The following is a 14,751-nucleotide window of genomic DNA, read 5'->3' on the forward strand; positions in this document are numbered from 1 at the left end:
CACCGCATAGACGTCGGCAGGCGTCTTCATAGCGCCGTTTTCAGCCTTTTCGGGCTGGGCCGGTTCAATAAGATACGCCAGCAAAATAAGGCGTTCAGAACAATGCGGAGACAAACTATGCAAGACCCCCTTGTAGGTCGAATTTCGGCCAATCCTCGCTATCAGAATCTGGTCAAGACCCGGCTGCGGTTGGGCTGGATACTCACCATCGTCATGCTGGTGGCTTACTACAGCTATATCGGCATTATTGCTTTCGACAAGGAATTGTTTGCAGAGCGTCTGGGTGATGGCGTGATGACGCTGGGTATTCCTATTGGTTTTGGTGTCATTGTTTTGGCGGTTGTCATTACCGGCATTTATGTCTGGCGCGCCAATACCAAGTTTGACCAGATGGCCAAGGAAGTCCTTGAGGAGGTGCGTAAATGAAGCATTCCTATCTTCGTTCCGGCCTGGCTCTGGGTCTGATGTTGGCTAGCCCCGCCTTGCTGGCGGCGGGTGGCGACCTGGGCGAGCTGCAAAAGCAGCCGACCAACTGGACTGCCATTGGCATGTTCGCAGTCTTTGTGCTGGCGACCTTGTGGATTACCAAATGGGCGGCTGCCCGCACCAAGTCGGTCTCTGACTTCTACACGGCAGGTGGCGGTATTACAGGCTTTCAAAACGGCCTGGCCATTGCCGGTGACTATATGTCTGCGGCTTCCTTTTTGGGTATTTCGGCTGCGGTGATGATCAACGGCTATGACGGCCTGATCTACTCCATCGGCTTTTTGGTCGGCTGGCCCATCATTACTTTCCTGTTGGCAGAAAAACTGCGCAACCTGGGTAAATTCACTTTTGCCGATGTGGCGGCTTACCGCTTCCGCCAAGGTCCGATTCGCGCCTTTGCGGCTTCGGGCACGCTGGTTGTGGTTCTGTTCTACCTGATTGCACAGATGGTCGGTGCAGGCCAGTTGATCAAGCTGCTGTTTGGCCTGGAGTACTGGGTTGCCGTGGTGCTGGTCGGTGTGTTGATGATGGTCTACGTATTGTTTGGCGGTATGACAGCCACGACCTGGGTGCAGATCATCAAAGCGGGCCTGTTGTTGTTCGGTGCTTCCTTCATGGCCATCATGGTATTGGCGCAGTACGGTTTTTCCCCTGAAAAACTGTTTGCCGCTGCCGTGCAGGTCAAGACCGATGCCGCTATTGCTGCGGGTAAAGATGCGGTTCAGGCCTCCACGATTGGTCAGGCCATCATGGGCCCCGGCAACTTCATCAAGGATCCCATCAGCGCGATTTCCTTCGGTATGGCTCTGATGTTTGGTACGGCTGGTCTGCCACACATCCTGATGCGCTTTTTCACCGTGCCTGATGCAAAAGAAGCACGTAAATCCGTGTTCTGGGCAACGACCTGGATTGGCTACTTCTACATCCTGACTTTCATCATTGGCTTTGGCGCTATCGTGCTGGTGTCTACCAATCCCCGCTTCCTGGAAATTGGCGGCGACCTGATTGGCGGCTCCAATATGGCTGCCGTGCACTTGGCGGATGCTGTGGGTGGTGACGTGTTCCTGGGCTTCATGTCGGCAGTGGCGTTTGCCACGATTCTGGCTGTGGTGGCGGGTTTGACCCTGTCGGGCACCTCCGCTGTGTCGCATGACCTGTACTCCACGCTGATCAAGAAAGGTGAAGCCACGAACGAGGAAGTGATGCGTGTATCGCGTACCACCACCTTGATTCTGGGTGTCATTGCCGTGCTGCTGGGCATTATCTTCGAGAAGCAGAACATCGCTTTCATGGTGTCCCTGGCCTTCGCGATTGCCGCTTCGGCTAACTTCCCGGTCCTGTTCCTGTCCATTCTGTGGAAAGGTTGCACGACACGCGGTGCCACGATTGGCGGTTTCCTGGGCCTGATCGTTGCCTTGCTGCTGACCTTGCTCTCGCCATCAGTGTGGGAAGCCACGCTGGGTAATCCTGCTGGTTCGGCTCCGTTCCCTTATGCTTCGGCTGCCTTGTTCTCCATGCCTTTGGCCTTTATCGCGATCTGGTTCTTCTCGATCACCGATAGAAGTCCACGTGCCGAGATTGACCGTGCTGGTTTTGAAGCTCAGTCGGTACGTTCCGAAACGGGTGTGGGTGCTGAAGCCGCGTCTTCGCACTAATACATGCTGACAGGCCGGGCTTGATCGCCCGTGCCTGGCCCTGATAGTGAAAGGGCACAAAAAACCCGGTGTGATTTCAATCACACCGGGTTTTTTTATGGCAGTCCTAACGGCTATGCCGTCTATTGGATGGCGTTATGCCTGATCAGGGGCTGTTGCTTGGGGCAGGCCATCAAAGCGCTCGTAAAAATAGGCTGCTGCTTCCGGGGCCTGCTCGTCTTCCGCCCGCAAGGTGGACAGGATATAGCGCTCGGCTTTGCCGCAGACTTGTCGATAGACATCTCGGCACAGCTCGTATGCCTGCTTGCCTGCCCAGCCTGCTGGCAGCAATTCAATAGGCAATTGAGGGTCGTGCAACTGAATACGGCGGAACTCGTGGATCAGCAAGGTGCGAATCACGAAGGCCAGTTCGTCGTTGTAAGACTGGCCCGCATTTAACATCGCCAGTGCTGGCGCAAAGCGTTGGATGAACTGCCCATAGCCGTTGGCAACCTGAGCCAAGTCCCAACTGTCCTGGATCAATTGGGACAGGGGGCGGGTCTGGGGCAATTGGGACGGCTCCAGTTTGCCGACATACACCTGAGACTGGGCCTGCGTGGCCTGCAGGATGTAATCCAGAATCGTGTGATCTGGGTTCGGGTGCAGGAACGCGGTGGGTGACAAGGCACAAAACCCTTCCCACAGCAGTTCTTTACGCAAATCGGCCCGTTGTTTGGAGTTCATCATCAGGCTGGGCATGCTGAAAATCAGTGTCCATTGCCCGTCCCAGGCCAGATAGGTCGGGGTATAGATGCGCTGATACGCATGCTCAAAGCGCTGGCTGGCTTCGGGGCGCAAGGTGTACTGGCTGCGTCGCCCTTCGCGCTGTGCGCTGAGCCAGCCTTCTTCGGCCAGCCTGTACACACTGGTGCGCACCAGTCGGTCGCTGATCCCGAAAGGGGCCAGCAACTGGATCAAGCTACCCAGCCAAAGTTTGCCGCCATGTGGGCGAATGACGTCGCCAAACAAGGTCATGACCAGGGACTTGGCACGGGGAGGGCGATTTTCCAGATGGTGGGCGGCCCAGTGGGCCAGGTCGGAATAAGAGAGCTCGGACATTGTTTTTTTAAAGGCGCTCAAGGCTGTATAGGGACGGCACGCCTATCTGTGTAGACCGTTCAAGCGCTTGATTATAAAGGGTGGGTGCGCAAGCGGATTGAAAGATTGTGCAAGCTAGGGGCTTTCTTGAAGCTTGCAGGAGTTTTATACGCACCGACACTACAAATAAGGGCTGGCCAGCCAGATCAGGCGGTTGCGCAAGCGCTTGCCAAAGCCAATCGAACTTAAGGATTCCAGGGTGACCGCTTCGGCTTCCTCAATTTCCAGATCAATCAGGTTTTGGATTTGGCGGGCGGTGTCGCGGCTGTAGATCTCCACATCCAGCTCGAAGTTCAGACGCAAGCTGCGTGGGTCCAGATTGGACGAACCAATATAGGACCAGACGCCATCAATCGTCATGAGTTTGGAATGGTTGAAGGGGCCGGAAGCGCGCCAGACTCGACAGCCTGCGCGCAGAACCTGGTCTAGCTGGGCTGTCATGGCGTAGTTGACCAGACGCAGATTGTTTTGCCCTGGAATCACGATATCTACCTGGATGCCACGGCGGGCAGCCGTATTCAAGGCGCCCAGCAGAATCTGGTCGGGCAGAAAGTAGGGGGACTGGATGCGGATATGGCGTTGAGCAATGGCAAATGCACCTTGCAGCATATGGTGCGTGCTGGCCATGAAGCGGTCTGGGCCAGACGCAATGCAGCGTGCCGGTACGTGGGGCCGGGGGGCGGGCGAGGAGCTGGCATGCCAATAGGCAGGGGAGAGATCCTCGCGGGTCGTAAATTGCCAGTCGTGGCGGAAAGAGGCCAGCAACTGCATGACGGCGGGGCCTTCCAGGCGGAAATGCGTGTCCTGGGATGGTTTGCCGTCGCTGTATTGCGCCATAAAGGATTCGCGCAGATTCATGCCGCCTGTAAAGCCTACCGTGCCATCCACAATCAGCAGTTTGCGGTGACTGCGCAGGTTGGCGTAGGGCATGCGTAAAAAGCCCAGGGGATTGGTCATGAACAAGGCGCAGCGTATACCTTCACGACGCAGGGCCCGCACAATGGGTGTGCGTGAGTATTTTGCGCCGATGGCATCGACCAGAACGCGAATCTGCACACCACGCTGGTGCGCGCGGGACAGGGCACTGACGAATTCGCGCCCCAGGCGGTCGCTATCAAAGATATAGCTTTGCAGAGCGATGGTGCTATGGGCTTGCTCAATGGCTTCCAGCATGGCGGGGTAAGCCTGATCGCCCCCCACCAGCAGGCGCACATTATTGCCGTTGCGCAACTGGCTGCGGCTGACCCGGTCACCCAGAATCTGCAAGGAACGGAACGGCGCGCCGACCAGGGCGCCAATATCCGAGACGGGGGGATGCAGATAGGTAACCTGCTCATAGAACACGTCTGCGCTGTGTTCCAGGCGGCTTTGCCTGCGTACGCGGTTGATGCCTGCGATCAAATAAAGAAACGGCCCCAGGAGCGGCGACATGATGATGACGCCTACCCAACTGATGGCGGCACGGACATCATTCTTGGTCATGGCGGCATGAATCGCCGCCGACGCGCCCAGTATCACGCTGAGTGCCAGGGCCAGATGCGGCCAGTAATCGTGCAGCAGGGAGCGCAGATGTATCAGATGCTCTTGCATGGGGTCAGGTGCTACGGTTCTTGTCGGGCAGGTCCGGACGTTGATAAAGGCTGTGCATCCAGGCCGGGTTGGGTTCGCCCTTGGCCGCAAGCTGCTGCATGCGCGAGGGGGAGCGCCATACGCCACCACCAATGCCGGGGGAGGGCTGGACGCCATACCAGAACCACTGACCGTCTTCGTCTTGCGCGAGCCAGTCCCAATGGGCAGGAGCCTGATCCCAGCAGGGAAAACCGAGTGTCATCAGCAAACTTCCAGAAAATGGGACAGATTAGAGTATAAGAAAGCGTGCTTTTGTGCCAGTTTCTATTACTGAGATGGCGGGCTGAAAAGCTTGCGGACAGGGCGGCGGAATGCGTTGAGGCCTGCGTGCATGAACTGGAAGGTAGCTAGCCATTGCGTCAAGGCTTGCTGCGCCTGGGGTTCACAATCAAACACAGTTTATTGTCCAGCCTGGACTTGTGCGGGGGTGTGCGAAGGTGCCAAACTTGCTACGATGAACAAACGCAAAAAAGCCCGCTACGTGGCGGGCTTTCAAGTATGTTCTTTTCCATTTCCTGGTTCTGTCACCGATTAAGGAGAACTGCAAAACCTTGGAAGCGGTAAATTTCTGGGGTGACCGATGGGGCTCGAACCCACGACAACCGGAATCACAATCCGGGACTCTACCAACTGAGCTACGGTCACCACTGTTTACTGCTTTTTTGCTTCCAACCGACTTTAGGGTGGGCTGCGAAGTAAAAAATGTATTCTAGCATGAATATTTTAAATAATGCAACAGTCATGCAAGAATGCCTCGACCCTCAGTCTTGCCCCGGTCTTGCCGGTCGTGGTGTGACTCAGGTTTAATGATTTCCCCTCGTAATAGCAAGGAAGCGCGAAATGTCTCAATTATTCGTCGTTCATCCCGAAAACCCCCAACCCCGCGCATTGGCTCAAGCGGCCGAACTATTGGCTAAAGGAGGGCTGTTAGCCATTCCTACCGATTCCAGTTACGCCGTTGTTGCCCGTCTGGACGATAAGTCCGCGGCAGATAGCTTGCGTCGTTTGCGTGGCCTGGATGATCGTCATCATCTGACCTTGCTGTGTCGTGATCTGGCCGAGATCAGCCACTTTGCCAAAGTGGACAATCCGCAGTATCGCTTGTTGAAAATGGCGACCCCCGGTCCTTGGACTTTTATTCTGGAAGCCACCAAAGAAGTGCCACGTCGCGTGTCGCACCCGTCGCGTAAAACGATTGGCATTCGGGTTCCGGATCAGAAAGTAGCCCTGGCCTTGATGGAACAAGTGGGCAGCCCACTGATTTCCACCACGCTGATTCCTGAGGGCGAAGACGAACCCTTGAACGATGCCCAGGAAATTCTGGAGCGTTTTGCGCACCAATTGGCCGCGGTGGTCGATGGTGGTCCTTGCCCCTTGCAAGCCACTACGGTGATCGATTTGACGGGCCCCACGCCCGAAGTGCTGCGTCGTGGTTCGGGTGATCCTGCCACCTTGGGCTTGTCCTGATCCCCTGGCTTGCACAAAATTCGCGTCCAGGTGCGTATCCGTGTTTCAATTCTGAACCTTGGGGCAGCACTCGCTGTCCCAATCAGACGGGCTGATTGTGCAGGTGACTTATCCCCTTGAATGGCGAGAGGATAAGTCCCCGGCCCGGACCAAGGATCACCATGGACTCTTTTATACAGACCTTGACGGTCTATGCTTTGCCAGTCATTTTCGGTATTACGCTGCATGAAGCCGCTCACGGCTATGTGGCACGCATGTTTGGCGATCCCACGGCCATGCTGGCCGGTCGCATCAGCCTGAACCCACTGCGGCATATCGATCCTATCGGCACGATTGTGGTGCCCGCCGTTCTGCTGCTGTCCAGCGCCATGATGGGGATGGGTGGCATTTTGTTTGGCTGGGCCAAACCCGTGCCTGTTGATTGGGGCCGGTTGCGCAATCCCAAGCGCGATATGCTTTGGGTGGCCCTGGCCGGACCTGCCTCTAATATGGTGATGGCTATCTTGTGGGTTCTGTATGCCCATTTGATGGTCAAGCTGGGGCAGGGCGATAGCCGTTTCTGGATGGGTATGGCCATTGCCGGTGTACAGGTCAACCTGGTCTTGATGGCACTGAATCTCTTGCCTTTGCCGCCTCTGGACGGCGGGCGCATTGTATTTAGTCTATTGCCTAATCGTTTGGCCTATCATTATTCTCGTATCGAGCCTTACGGCATGGTCATTTTGATCCTGCTGATGTTTACCGGCGCACTTTGGACCCTGATGAGGCCTTTGATTGCGCTGGGTGAAGGCGTGTTGAAATGGTTCTTATGATTTAACGGCTTATCCGTTAAACTTGTGAGTCATTATTTTTTTGGGCTGTAGGGCCTTAAACCCGGAGATTCATCTCATCATGGCAAGTTCGGACTCTGCTATTTCCAATTTTCAGGGCAGCATGGTTGCCCTTGTTACACCCATGGATCCCAATGGGGGTCTGGATTTTGCCGCTTACCGAAAGCTGATCGACTGGCACATACAAGAAGGAACCCGTGTGCTGGTGGTCGTTGGAACCTCGGGCGAATCGCCTACGGTGTCGGTTGATGAGCACGCTGAACTGATCAAGATCGCGGTTGAGCATGCCGCTGGGCGTGTTCCCGTGATTGCCGGTGTGGGTGGCAACTCCACGCGCGAGGCGATCGAGCTGTCGCGTCACGCCCAGGAAGTGGGTGCTGATGCCGGTTTGTCGGTGGTGCCTTACTACAACCGTCCTACTCAGGAAGGCATGTATCAGCACTTCCGTGCGATTGCCGAAGCGGTGGATCTGCCCCAGTTCCTGTACAACGTACCTGGCCGTACCGTTGCCGACCTGCAGAACGACACCGTGCTGCGTCTGGCCCAAATCCCCAACATCATTGGTATCAAGGATGCAACGGGTGATCTGGCGCGCGGTGGCCTGCTGCTGCGTGATGCGCCTGAAGATTTCATCGTTGTTAGCGGTGATGATCCTACTGCGGCTTCCTATATTTTGCTGGGCGCCAAAGGCAATATCTCCGTGACAGCCAACGTGGCTCCACGCTTGATGAGCCAGTTGTGCCAGGCCGCCCTGGATATGGACGTACCCACGGTACGTCGTTTGAATGCCCATTTGGCAGGTCTGAACAAGAACCTGTTTGTTGAGGCTAACCCCATTCCCGTGAAATGGGCCGTTGCAGAAATGGGCCTTACTCAGTTGGGATATCGTTTACCATTGACGCCGTTAAATGCACAGCATCACGAATTGCTGCGTCAATCTTTGAAACTTGCGGATCTTCTTCCATGATTGCTAAGCCAGTTAATAAAAGCCTGATCGGGCTGTCCCTGAGCCTGTTGGTGCTGTCGGGCTGCTCGACGATGGACCAGATAATGGGCCAGGGCGAATCGGTAAATTACAAGAGTACGGTTGCAGGCGATCCCCTGAGCATTCCCCCGGATCTGACCCAGGCTAACCGCGATGCGCATTACCGCGCTCCAGAAGGTGCCACGTCCTACTCGGTCTACGCACAAGGTCAAAACGCGCAGCAGGCCACCGGCGGAGCAGACAAGGTTCTGCCTCAGTCCGATGCCATCAAAGTGATGCGTGACGGCGATTTGCGCTGGTTGGTGGTGGACCGCCCTGTTGAAGATCTGTTCCCCCGCATCATCGATTTCTGGGGTGATCATGGTTTCACCATTCAGTCCCAGGACCCTCGTGCTGGCCTGATCCAGACCGACTGGGCTGAAAACCGCGCCAAGATTCCAGAAAGCTGGATTCGCAGTGCCTTGGGCTCCATCATTGACCAGGTCTTTGACAGCGGCGAACGTGATCGCTTCCGCACCCGCTTTGAGCGCGTTGGCAACAAGACCGAAATCTATGTGTCCCACCAGCACATGGAAGAAACACCGACGGCAGACGGTTCCGCCTTTAAGTGGGTGTTCGCTAAAGAAGATCCAGGCCTGAATGCAGCCATGCTGGCTCGCATGATGGTCTTCCTGGGCTCCGACATTGAAACAGCACGTGAACAAGTGGCTAACGCCTCCAAGGATCCTGCTGGCGTTCAAGTCCAGGCTTCGGACAAGGGCGACCAGGCCGAACTGGTGCTGAACGAATCCTTTGACCGTGCATGGCGTCGTGTTGGCGTAGCCATCGACTCCGCTGGCTTCTCGGTGGAAGATCGTGACCGTTCCGCTGGCGAATTCTTCATCCGTTATCTGGATTCGGATACGGGCGAGAAGATCGAACAGCAAAACATCATTGGCCGTATCTTCGGTAGCCGTAACACCGCTGAAGCTACACCGTTCCGCATCAAGCTGAGCGCTCAAGGTGCGGGCACACGTGTCTCCGTGCTGGATCAGCAAGGTCAGGAACAGACTACGGCGACAGCCAAGCGCATCATCAATGTGCTGTCCACCAATCTGCGCCCCGGCAACTGATTGTTTTGATTTGGCCCTCGGGCCGTCTGGAAAAAGCCCTGGTTTCATGCCAGGGCTTTTTTTATGCCCGAAATTCGCCCTGATATGGTTTGGCGCCAAGCCTTGCCGCTTTCTATTTATTTTTGTGAGCAGAGTTAATCTTTATCGAACAGGGCTGGACTTTCTGTAAAACAGTAAAGATAATAGGAACCATTATCATTTAATCTCTTTTAGGGAGTGGCCCATGCTGAAATCGTTTTACCGTAACGGTTCAAGTTTTTGCCTGCGTATGCTGCGTGGTACACAAGCCTCTGCTCACGCTCCTTCTGAACCCGGCGCACGCATGCTGGCCATGATCGAGGCCTTGCCGCGCCGCCGTCGCGAAGCCTTTGTGCTGCATCGCTTCGAGGGCCTGAACTACAAAGAAATTGCGGCACGTATGGGCACCAGCCCGCGTGTGGTAGAACACTATATCCGCATGGCCATGCTGGCTTGCCGTCATAACCCAGCGCCGGTCAATCGGGTGGACGGGGCAGTGCCGCGCCCGGCTGGCTCGTATGTCTAAGGACGAGCACATGCAGCATATTGATGAGCAGGCCTTGAGTTGGCTGCTCAAACAGCACGATCCCAAACATCAGGGTGATGCTCGCAGTCAGTCTGCGTTTCGTGCCTGGCTGTCCATTGATCCCGAGCATCAGGCTGCTTTTTTGCGCTGGAAGCTGGCGTGGGAAGCGATGGACGGAATCAGCGCTGAGAACCTGAATCGCTTGCGTGCCGACTCTCAGCAAAGTGGTGTATTGACAGAGCAAGGCGGCTGGCGTCAACGACTGATGAATGCGTGCGTGGACGCCTGGTCTGCCAACCCGGCCTTGCGCTTTGCCTTGAGCGGTGCGGTGTGCCTGCTTTTGGGAGTGGCGGTTCTAGGCAGTGTTGGCAGTTATTTTTTGTAGGGTCAGGCTCTGAGGTCTTGGCCTTTATCCAGATCGGCCCAAGGCGAGCGTAGATACTGCGCGGCTTGATGAATACGCTCATCCAGATCGGGAGAAGCCAGCCGGGGAATCACCCCCAGGCAAGGGCCAGGCATATAGTCATGCAGAGTCTGCAAATTCTCCTCGATATAAGCCATCTCTGGATCGACGCAATTGGCGACCCAGCCCAGCAAAGCTAAACCGCTTGCGCGTATGGCCTGGACTGTCAGCAAAGCGTGATTCAAGGCTCCCAAACGCAAACCGATGACCAGCACCACAGGCAATTGCAAAGCCTGTGCCAGATCCTCTCCCGTTCGCCCTTGCCCCAGCGGCAGCATGAAGCCTCCTACGCCTTCGACGATCATGTAGTCGGCCTGTCCGTTCAGTTTCTGGATGTTTTGCTGAATCAGTGTGAGGTCTAATGAGATGCCTGTTTTTTCAGCAAGTACGTGAGGTGCCGCTGCCTCGCGAAACAGATATGGTGTCAGTTTCTCTTGATCCACTTGGATGCTGGAGTGTCTTGCCAGTGCGTCCACATCTTCGTTGTGCAGACAACCATTCCTTTCCGCTGCACCCGATGCAATCGGTTTGACGCCTAGCGTATGTGCGCCTTCCCGACCCAAGAGCTGAAGGAGGGCCGAGCTGACCAGTGTTTTGCCGATTTCGGTGTCTGTTCCCGTGACAAAGCAGGCCCTCATGCGTATTCCTTCATTAGATGAGTCAAACCACCCAGCAAGTGTTGGACCTCTGTTTCAGTCCATAGATAGCCGGGCATCAGGTAAACCGTATTGCCAATGGGGCGCAGCATCAGCCCCTGTTGCAGAGCCGAGCGGTAAAAGCGTCGTGCAAAGCCCTGGTGATCGTAGCGGGCCGGACCTGCGTCCAGTTCAAAGGCCCAGATCACGCCACAACGTCGTAGATGCTGCATTTTGGGATGACGCTGCGCCAGTGCTTGCAAACCTTCATCAATGTGTTGTCCCAGCGTGTTTTGCAGCTCATACACGGGGTACTGACGGAACAGTTCCAAGGTAGCCAGAGCCGCGCGGCAGGCTAGTGGATTTCCGGTGTAGGAGTGTGAGTGCAGAAATCCACGGCGCAGGTCCTGGTCGTAAAAACCTTGGTAGATGGCAGGGGTAGACAGCACGACTGACAGGGGCAGGGCACCACCACTAATCCCTTTGGACAGGCAGAGCAAATCCGGCCAGATACCTGCTTGTTCACAAGCAAAAAAAGTACCGGTGCGTCCGCACCCTACGGCAATCTCATCCAGGATCAAATGCACTTGATAGCGATCACACAGGCTGCGCACGCCGCGTAAATAGTTGGGGGAATGCATTCTCATCCCGGCGGCGCATTGCACTAGTGGCTCCAGAATCACGGCGGCAATGTCCTGATGCGTATCCAGAATTTGCTGCAGCGATAGCAGGGCTTTTTCGGTGACCAGCGTCTGTTCTTCCGGACTTGTGGCTTGGCGCAGATCCGGGCTGGCGGCCGTGTATTGGGCGCTGAGTTGAGCACCATAATTTTCACGGAACAAAGGCACATCCGTTACGGCTAAAGCTCCCATGGTTTCACCGTGATAGCCCTGCTCAATGCCCACAAAACGCTGCTTGTACTCCTGGCCATGGTTGCGCCAGTAATGCAGACTTAGCTTGAGTGCGATCTCCACGGCGGAGGCACCATCACTGGCATAAAAGGCATGGCCTAAATGATGGTCGCTCAAGGCCGCTAACTGCTCGGACAACTGCACGACTGGCTCATGCGTCAGACCGCAGAGCATGACGTGATCCAATTGTTGCGCCTGATCGCGAATAGCCTGCACCAGATGCGGGTGGCTATGTCCAAACAGATTCACCCACCAGGAGCTGATCGCGTCCAGATAGCGATTGCCATCAGCATCGTAAAGCCAGGCACCCTGAGCACGCTTGATAGCCAGTAGCGGCACACCCTGATCGTGATGCTGCATTTGCGTGCAGGGATGCCAGACGGCCTTCAGGCTGCGTTGGGCTAGAGGGGAGATGGAGTTCGTATTCATGGCAAATCACCGTAAAAAATGGGCGGCTTCATGCAGAGCCTGGACCAGTTTTTCAATGTCCTGTTGGCTGTGGGCGGCAGACAGAGAAATGCGTAAGCGGGCTTGGTGACGAGGTACGGTGGGCGGCCGTATAGCGGGAGCCCAAATGTCTTTTTGCAGCAAAATTTCAGATAGCTGCACAGCAGGCTCGACCTCTCCAATCAATAGGCTTTGCACTGGCGTGTCCGAAGGGGCCAGATGCCAGGGCAAGTCCCGGCTTAAGGTTTGCAGGTTTTGAATGTGCGCCTTTAGACAGGCGCGTTGCGGCTGGGCTTGCTTGATCAGTTGCAGGCATGCCAGCAAAGATGCGCAATGGGCTGGGGCCAGGCCCGTGCTGTATACATAGCTGCGTGCAGATTGGGTAAACCAGTCTGCCAGTGAGTTGGAGCAGGCAATAAAGGCCCCGCCTTGTCCGGCAGCCTTGCCAAATGTGCCCAGATAAATCAGGCGTCGGCGTTGTTCGGGGCGAAGCAGGAAATGCTCAGCTGCCCCGCGTCCGTTCTCCCCCAGAATGCCCAGGCCGTGTGCGTCGTCCAGATACAGCAGGGCGTCATGGCGTTCACACAGATCAAGTAGCGTATCAAGGGGCGCGATGGTGCCATCCATGCTGAACAGGCTGTCTGAAATCACCAGTTTGAAGCCCGTGCCTGGACGACCTAGTAAATCGTCCAGGCGCTCCATGTCGCGGTGAGGATAAACACGTAAACGGGCACCAGACAGACGGCTGGCATCAATCAGGCTGGCGTGATTGAGCCGGTCACAAAAAATAGTGTCGCTAGCTCCTACTAGAGCAGGAATTACCCCCAGGCTGGCTTGATAACCACTGACAAACAGGCGGCTGCTTTCAAAGCCACTCCATGCTGCCAACTCTTGTTCCAGCGTCTGGGCAAGCGGGTGATGTCCGCAAATCAAGGGGGAGGCTGTGGCTCCGGCGACGCTTTGGACCTCTAGCTGTTTGAGTTGCGGGTGCTGGCTAAGACCCAGGTAATCATTACCAGCAAAGTTCAGCAGGACCTGGCCATTGCGCTCAATCTGCGCGTTGGGCAAGGGGCGGCTAATAGCGCGCTGACGCCAGAGTTGCTTGGCTTTTAAAGCCGCTATTTGCTGGTCCACATGGGCAAGAAAAGCGCTCATGAGTGCGACGCCCGTAATTGGACCGGCAGGCTGTTCCAGCCACGATAGGCAGGCAACTGAATACGTTGTCCCTGGCCTGGTTGAAGGCGGGACAGCAGGGGGAGAGTTCGTTGCAGGGTGAGGCGGGCTTCCAGATGCACCAGGCCTGCTCCCAAGCAATGATGAATGCCGTGGCCCATTGATAGTTCGGCCTGGTTGTCGCGGCTGAAATCCAGCTCGTCCGGGTCAGTAAAAACTTCGGGGTCCCGGTTGGCGGCACCTAAGAGCAGAAGCAGCAACTGCCCCTTGCGCAAGTGCTGACCGTGCCAATGCTGGTCACGCATCAGACGTCTGGCCGTGTATTGAATCGGGCTGTCGTGACGCAAGACCTCTTTAATGGCTGCGGGGATGTTTTCAGGCTGTGCCTGCAGGTGCCGCAGCTTGCGTGTGTCGCCAAGTAGAGTCTGAAAGAGCGTGCTAAGCAGATGCCGAGAGGTTTCATAGCCTGCGAAGAGCAACATACAGGACTGCGCCAGACGTTCGCGCCTGCCGTGCAGGGACAATTGCTCCTCCTGCAACAGCCGCCAAGCCAGACCGCCTTCGCACAGATTGGACGTGGTGCTCAAAAAATCAGCCATATCCAGCAAGGCGTCCTGGGTGTCCATCAACAAGGGGAGATCAGGGGTTGCTTGCCCTATAAATCGCGCCAGTTGCTCGGACCAGTCCTGGAACATGGACAAGGGTAATGTCTTCAATCCGAGTACATCCATCATGACCAAAGCGGGCAAGGGGCGGCAGATTTCATCAACCAGATCCGCAGGACCATGCTGCAGCTTTTCTTCCAGATTCAGAAGGATCTGCGTGACGCGGCTATCAATCGTGCCATGCAGGGATTCCAGTGCTTTGGGGCTAAAGGCAGCATTGACTACGCGTCGCACGCGGGTGTGGCGGGGGCGATCCAGAAAAACCAGCGTTCTGGCCATCAGGCCTTTGAAAGCTTGCAGGCGAGGGGAGGGAGCGGCACCGGCTTGAGACACCCATCCTCCCACACGTCGCACACTTAAATCGGGATGGCGCAGGGCGGTTTGTACATCCTTATGTCTGTGAACCAGCCAGGCCCCACCACAGAAATCCGCATCCCACACCAAAGGCGGCCCCTGATGGAGGCGGGCATAAGCCGCATAGGGGGACGCAAGATTGAAATCGCCAAACATGACACCGTTTCCTGAAGATCAAAGCCAGCGCAGGCTAGCACTCGATCTGGAAAGAGGCAGTCAGGAGATTGTGTCTATTAATTCTTTCAGTGTGTTTTGCCG

General features: G+C 56.0%; 15 protein-coding genes and 1 tRNA gene. 8 read left to right on the top strand and 8 right to left on the bottom strand.

What is annotated here, in order from left to right:
- The first annotated feature begins 117 nt into the window (after positions 1-117).
- Positions 118-426 (top strand): DUF485 domain-containing protein, encoded by a 309-nt coding sequence (locus OSH09_RS11705; protein WP_207873520.1) that lies wholly within the window; start codon positions 118-120, stop codon positions 424-426.
- On the top strand, positions 423-2,141 hold the full coding sequence (locus OSH09_RS11710) for a cation acetate symporter (protein WP_266121061.1): 1,719 nt from the start codon (positions 423-425) through the stop codon (positions 2,139-2,141). The genes OSH09_RS11705 and OSH09_RS11710 overlap by 4 nt, the downstream gene beginning before the upstream one ends.
- A gap of 135 nt (positions 2,142-2,276) precedes the next feature.
- Here the strand turns inward: OSH09_RS11710 and paaX are convergent, their stop codons facing one another.
- The 4 genes from paaX to OSH09_RS11730 all read right to left on the bottom strand — a co-directional run bounded on the left by paaX (position 2,277) and on the right by OSH09_RS11730 (position 5,552).
- On the bottom strand, positions 2,277-3,239 hold the full coding sequence (paaX, locus tag OSH09_RS11715) for a phenylacetic acid degradation operon negative regulatory protein PaaX (protein ID WP_222667549.1): 963 nt from the start codon (positions 3,237-3,239) through the stop codon (positions 2,277-2,279).
- Between the two features lie 159 nt (positions 3,240-3,398).
- A complete protein-coding gene (locus OSH09_RS11720) occupies positions 3,399-4,868 on the bottom strand; it encodes a phospholipase D-like domain-containing protein (RefSeq protein ID WP_207873523.1) in 1,470 nt (489 codons plus the stop codon).
- A gap of 4 nt (positions 4,869-4,872) precedes the next feature.
- The gene (locus tag OSH09_RS11725; RefSeq protein ID WP_266121062.1) at positions 4,873-5,109 is read right to left on the bottom strand and encodes a hypothetical protein; all 237 of its coding nucleotides are present in this window, start codon (positions 5,107-5,109) and stop codon (positions 4,873-4,875) included.
- Between the two features lie 367 nt (positions 5,110-5,476).
- Positions 5,477-5,552, bottom strand: a tRNA-His gene (locus OSH09_RS11730).
- A 195-nt stretch (positions 5,553-5,747) separates the two neighbouring features.
- Here OSH09_RS11730 and OSH09_RS11735 point away from each other — a divergent pair.
- The 6 genes from OSH09_RS11735 (at position 5,748) to OSH09_RS11760 (ending at position 10,230) form a co-directional block, all read left to right on the top strand.
- Entirely contained in the window at positions 5,748-6,374 is a 627-nt protein-coding gene (locus tag OSH09_RS11735; protein WP_207873525.1) for an L-threonylcarbamoyladenylate synthase, read from the top strand.
- 161 nt (positions 6,375-6,535) lie between these two features.
- A complete protein-coding gene (locus OSH09_RS11740) occupies positions 6,536-7,186 on the top strand; it encodes a site-2 protease family protein (protein WP_207873526.1) in 651 nt (216 codons plus the stop codon).
- A gap of 79 nt (positions 7,187-7,265) precedes the next feature.
- A complete protein-coding gene (gene dapA / locus OSH09_RS11745) occupies positions 7,266-8,171 on the top strand; it encodes a 4-hydroxy-tetrahydrodipicolinate synthase (protein ID WP_207873527.1) in 906 nt (301 codons plus the stop codon).
- Positions 8,168-9,301 (top strand): outer membrane protein assembly factor BamC, encoded by a 1,134-nt coding sequence (bamC, locus tag OSH09_RS11750; RefSeq protein WP_207873528.1) that lies wholly within the window; start codon positions 8,168-8,170, stop codon positions 9,299-9,301. The genes dapA and bamC overlap by 4 nt, the downstream gene beginning before the upstream one ends.
- A 223-nt stretch (positions 9,302-9,524) precedes the next feature.
- Positions 9,525-9,845: a sigma factor-like helix-turn-helix DNA-binding protein gene (locus OSH09_RS11755; protein WP_222667546.1), complete on the top strand. Its 321-nt coding sequence runs from the start codon at positions 9,525-9,527 to the stop codon at positions 9,843-9,845.
- A gap of 10 nt (positions 9,846-9,855) precedes the next feature.
- A complete protein-coding gene (locus OSH09_RS11760; RefSeq protein WP_207873530.1) occupies positions 9,856-10,230 on the top strand; it encodes a FecR/PupR family sigma factor regulator in 375 nt (124 codons plus the stop codon).
- Positions 10,231-10,232: 2 nt separating this feature from the next.
- Here OSH09_RS11760 and bioD read toward each other — a convergent pair whose 3' ends face one another.
- The 4 genes from bioD to OSH09_RS11780 are packed head-to-tail and all read right to left on the bottom strand — an operon-like array spanning position 10,233 to position 14,649.
- Entirely contained in the window at positions 10,233-10,946 is a 714-nt protein-coding gene (gene bioD, locus OSH09_RS11765; RefSeq protein WP_266121063.1) for a dethiobiotin synthase, read from the bottom strand.
- Positions 10,943-12,283 carry an adenosylmethionine--8-amino-7-oxononanoate transaminase gene (gene bioA, locus OSH09_RS11770; RefSeq protein WP_266121064.1) on the bottom strand — a complete coding sequence of 447 codons (1,341 nt, stop codon included), beginning with the start codon at positions 12,281-12,283 and terminating at the stop codon, positions 10,943-10,945. Before bioA ends, bioD begins: the two co-directional genes overlap by 4 nt.
- A 6-nt stretch (positions 12,284-12,289) precedes the next feature.
- Positions 12,290-13,456 (bottom strand): aminotransferase class I/II-fold pyridoxal phosphate-dependent enzyme, encoded by a 1,167-nt coding sequence (locus tag OSH09_RS11775; protein WP_266121065.1) that lies wholly within the window; start codon positions 13,454-13,456, stop codon positions 12,290-12,292.
- Positions 13,453-14,649 (bottom strand): cytochrome P450, encoded by a 1,197-nt coding sequence (locus OSH09_RS11780; protein ID WP_266121066.1) that lies wholly within the window; start codon positions 14,647-14,649, stop codon positions 13,453-13,455. The genes OSH09_RS11775 and OSH09_RS11780 overlap by 4 nt, the downstream gene beginning before the upstream one ends.
- Positions 14,650-14,751 lie beyond the last annotated feature (102 nt).

The sequence above is a fragment of the Alcaligenes parafaecalis genome (genome assembly GCF_026344135.1).
Classification (GTDB): Bacteria; Pseudomonadota; Gammaproteobacteria; order Burkholderiales; family Burkholderiaceae_B; genus Alcaligenes; species Alcaligenes parafaecalis.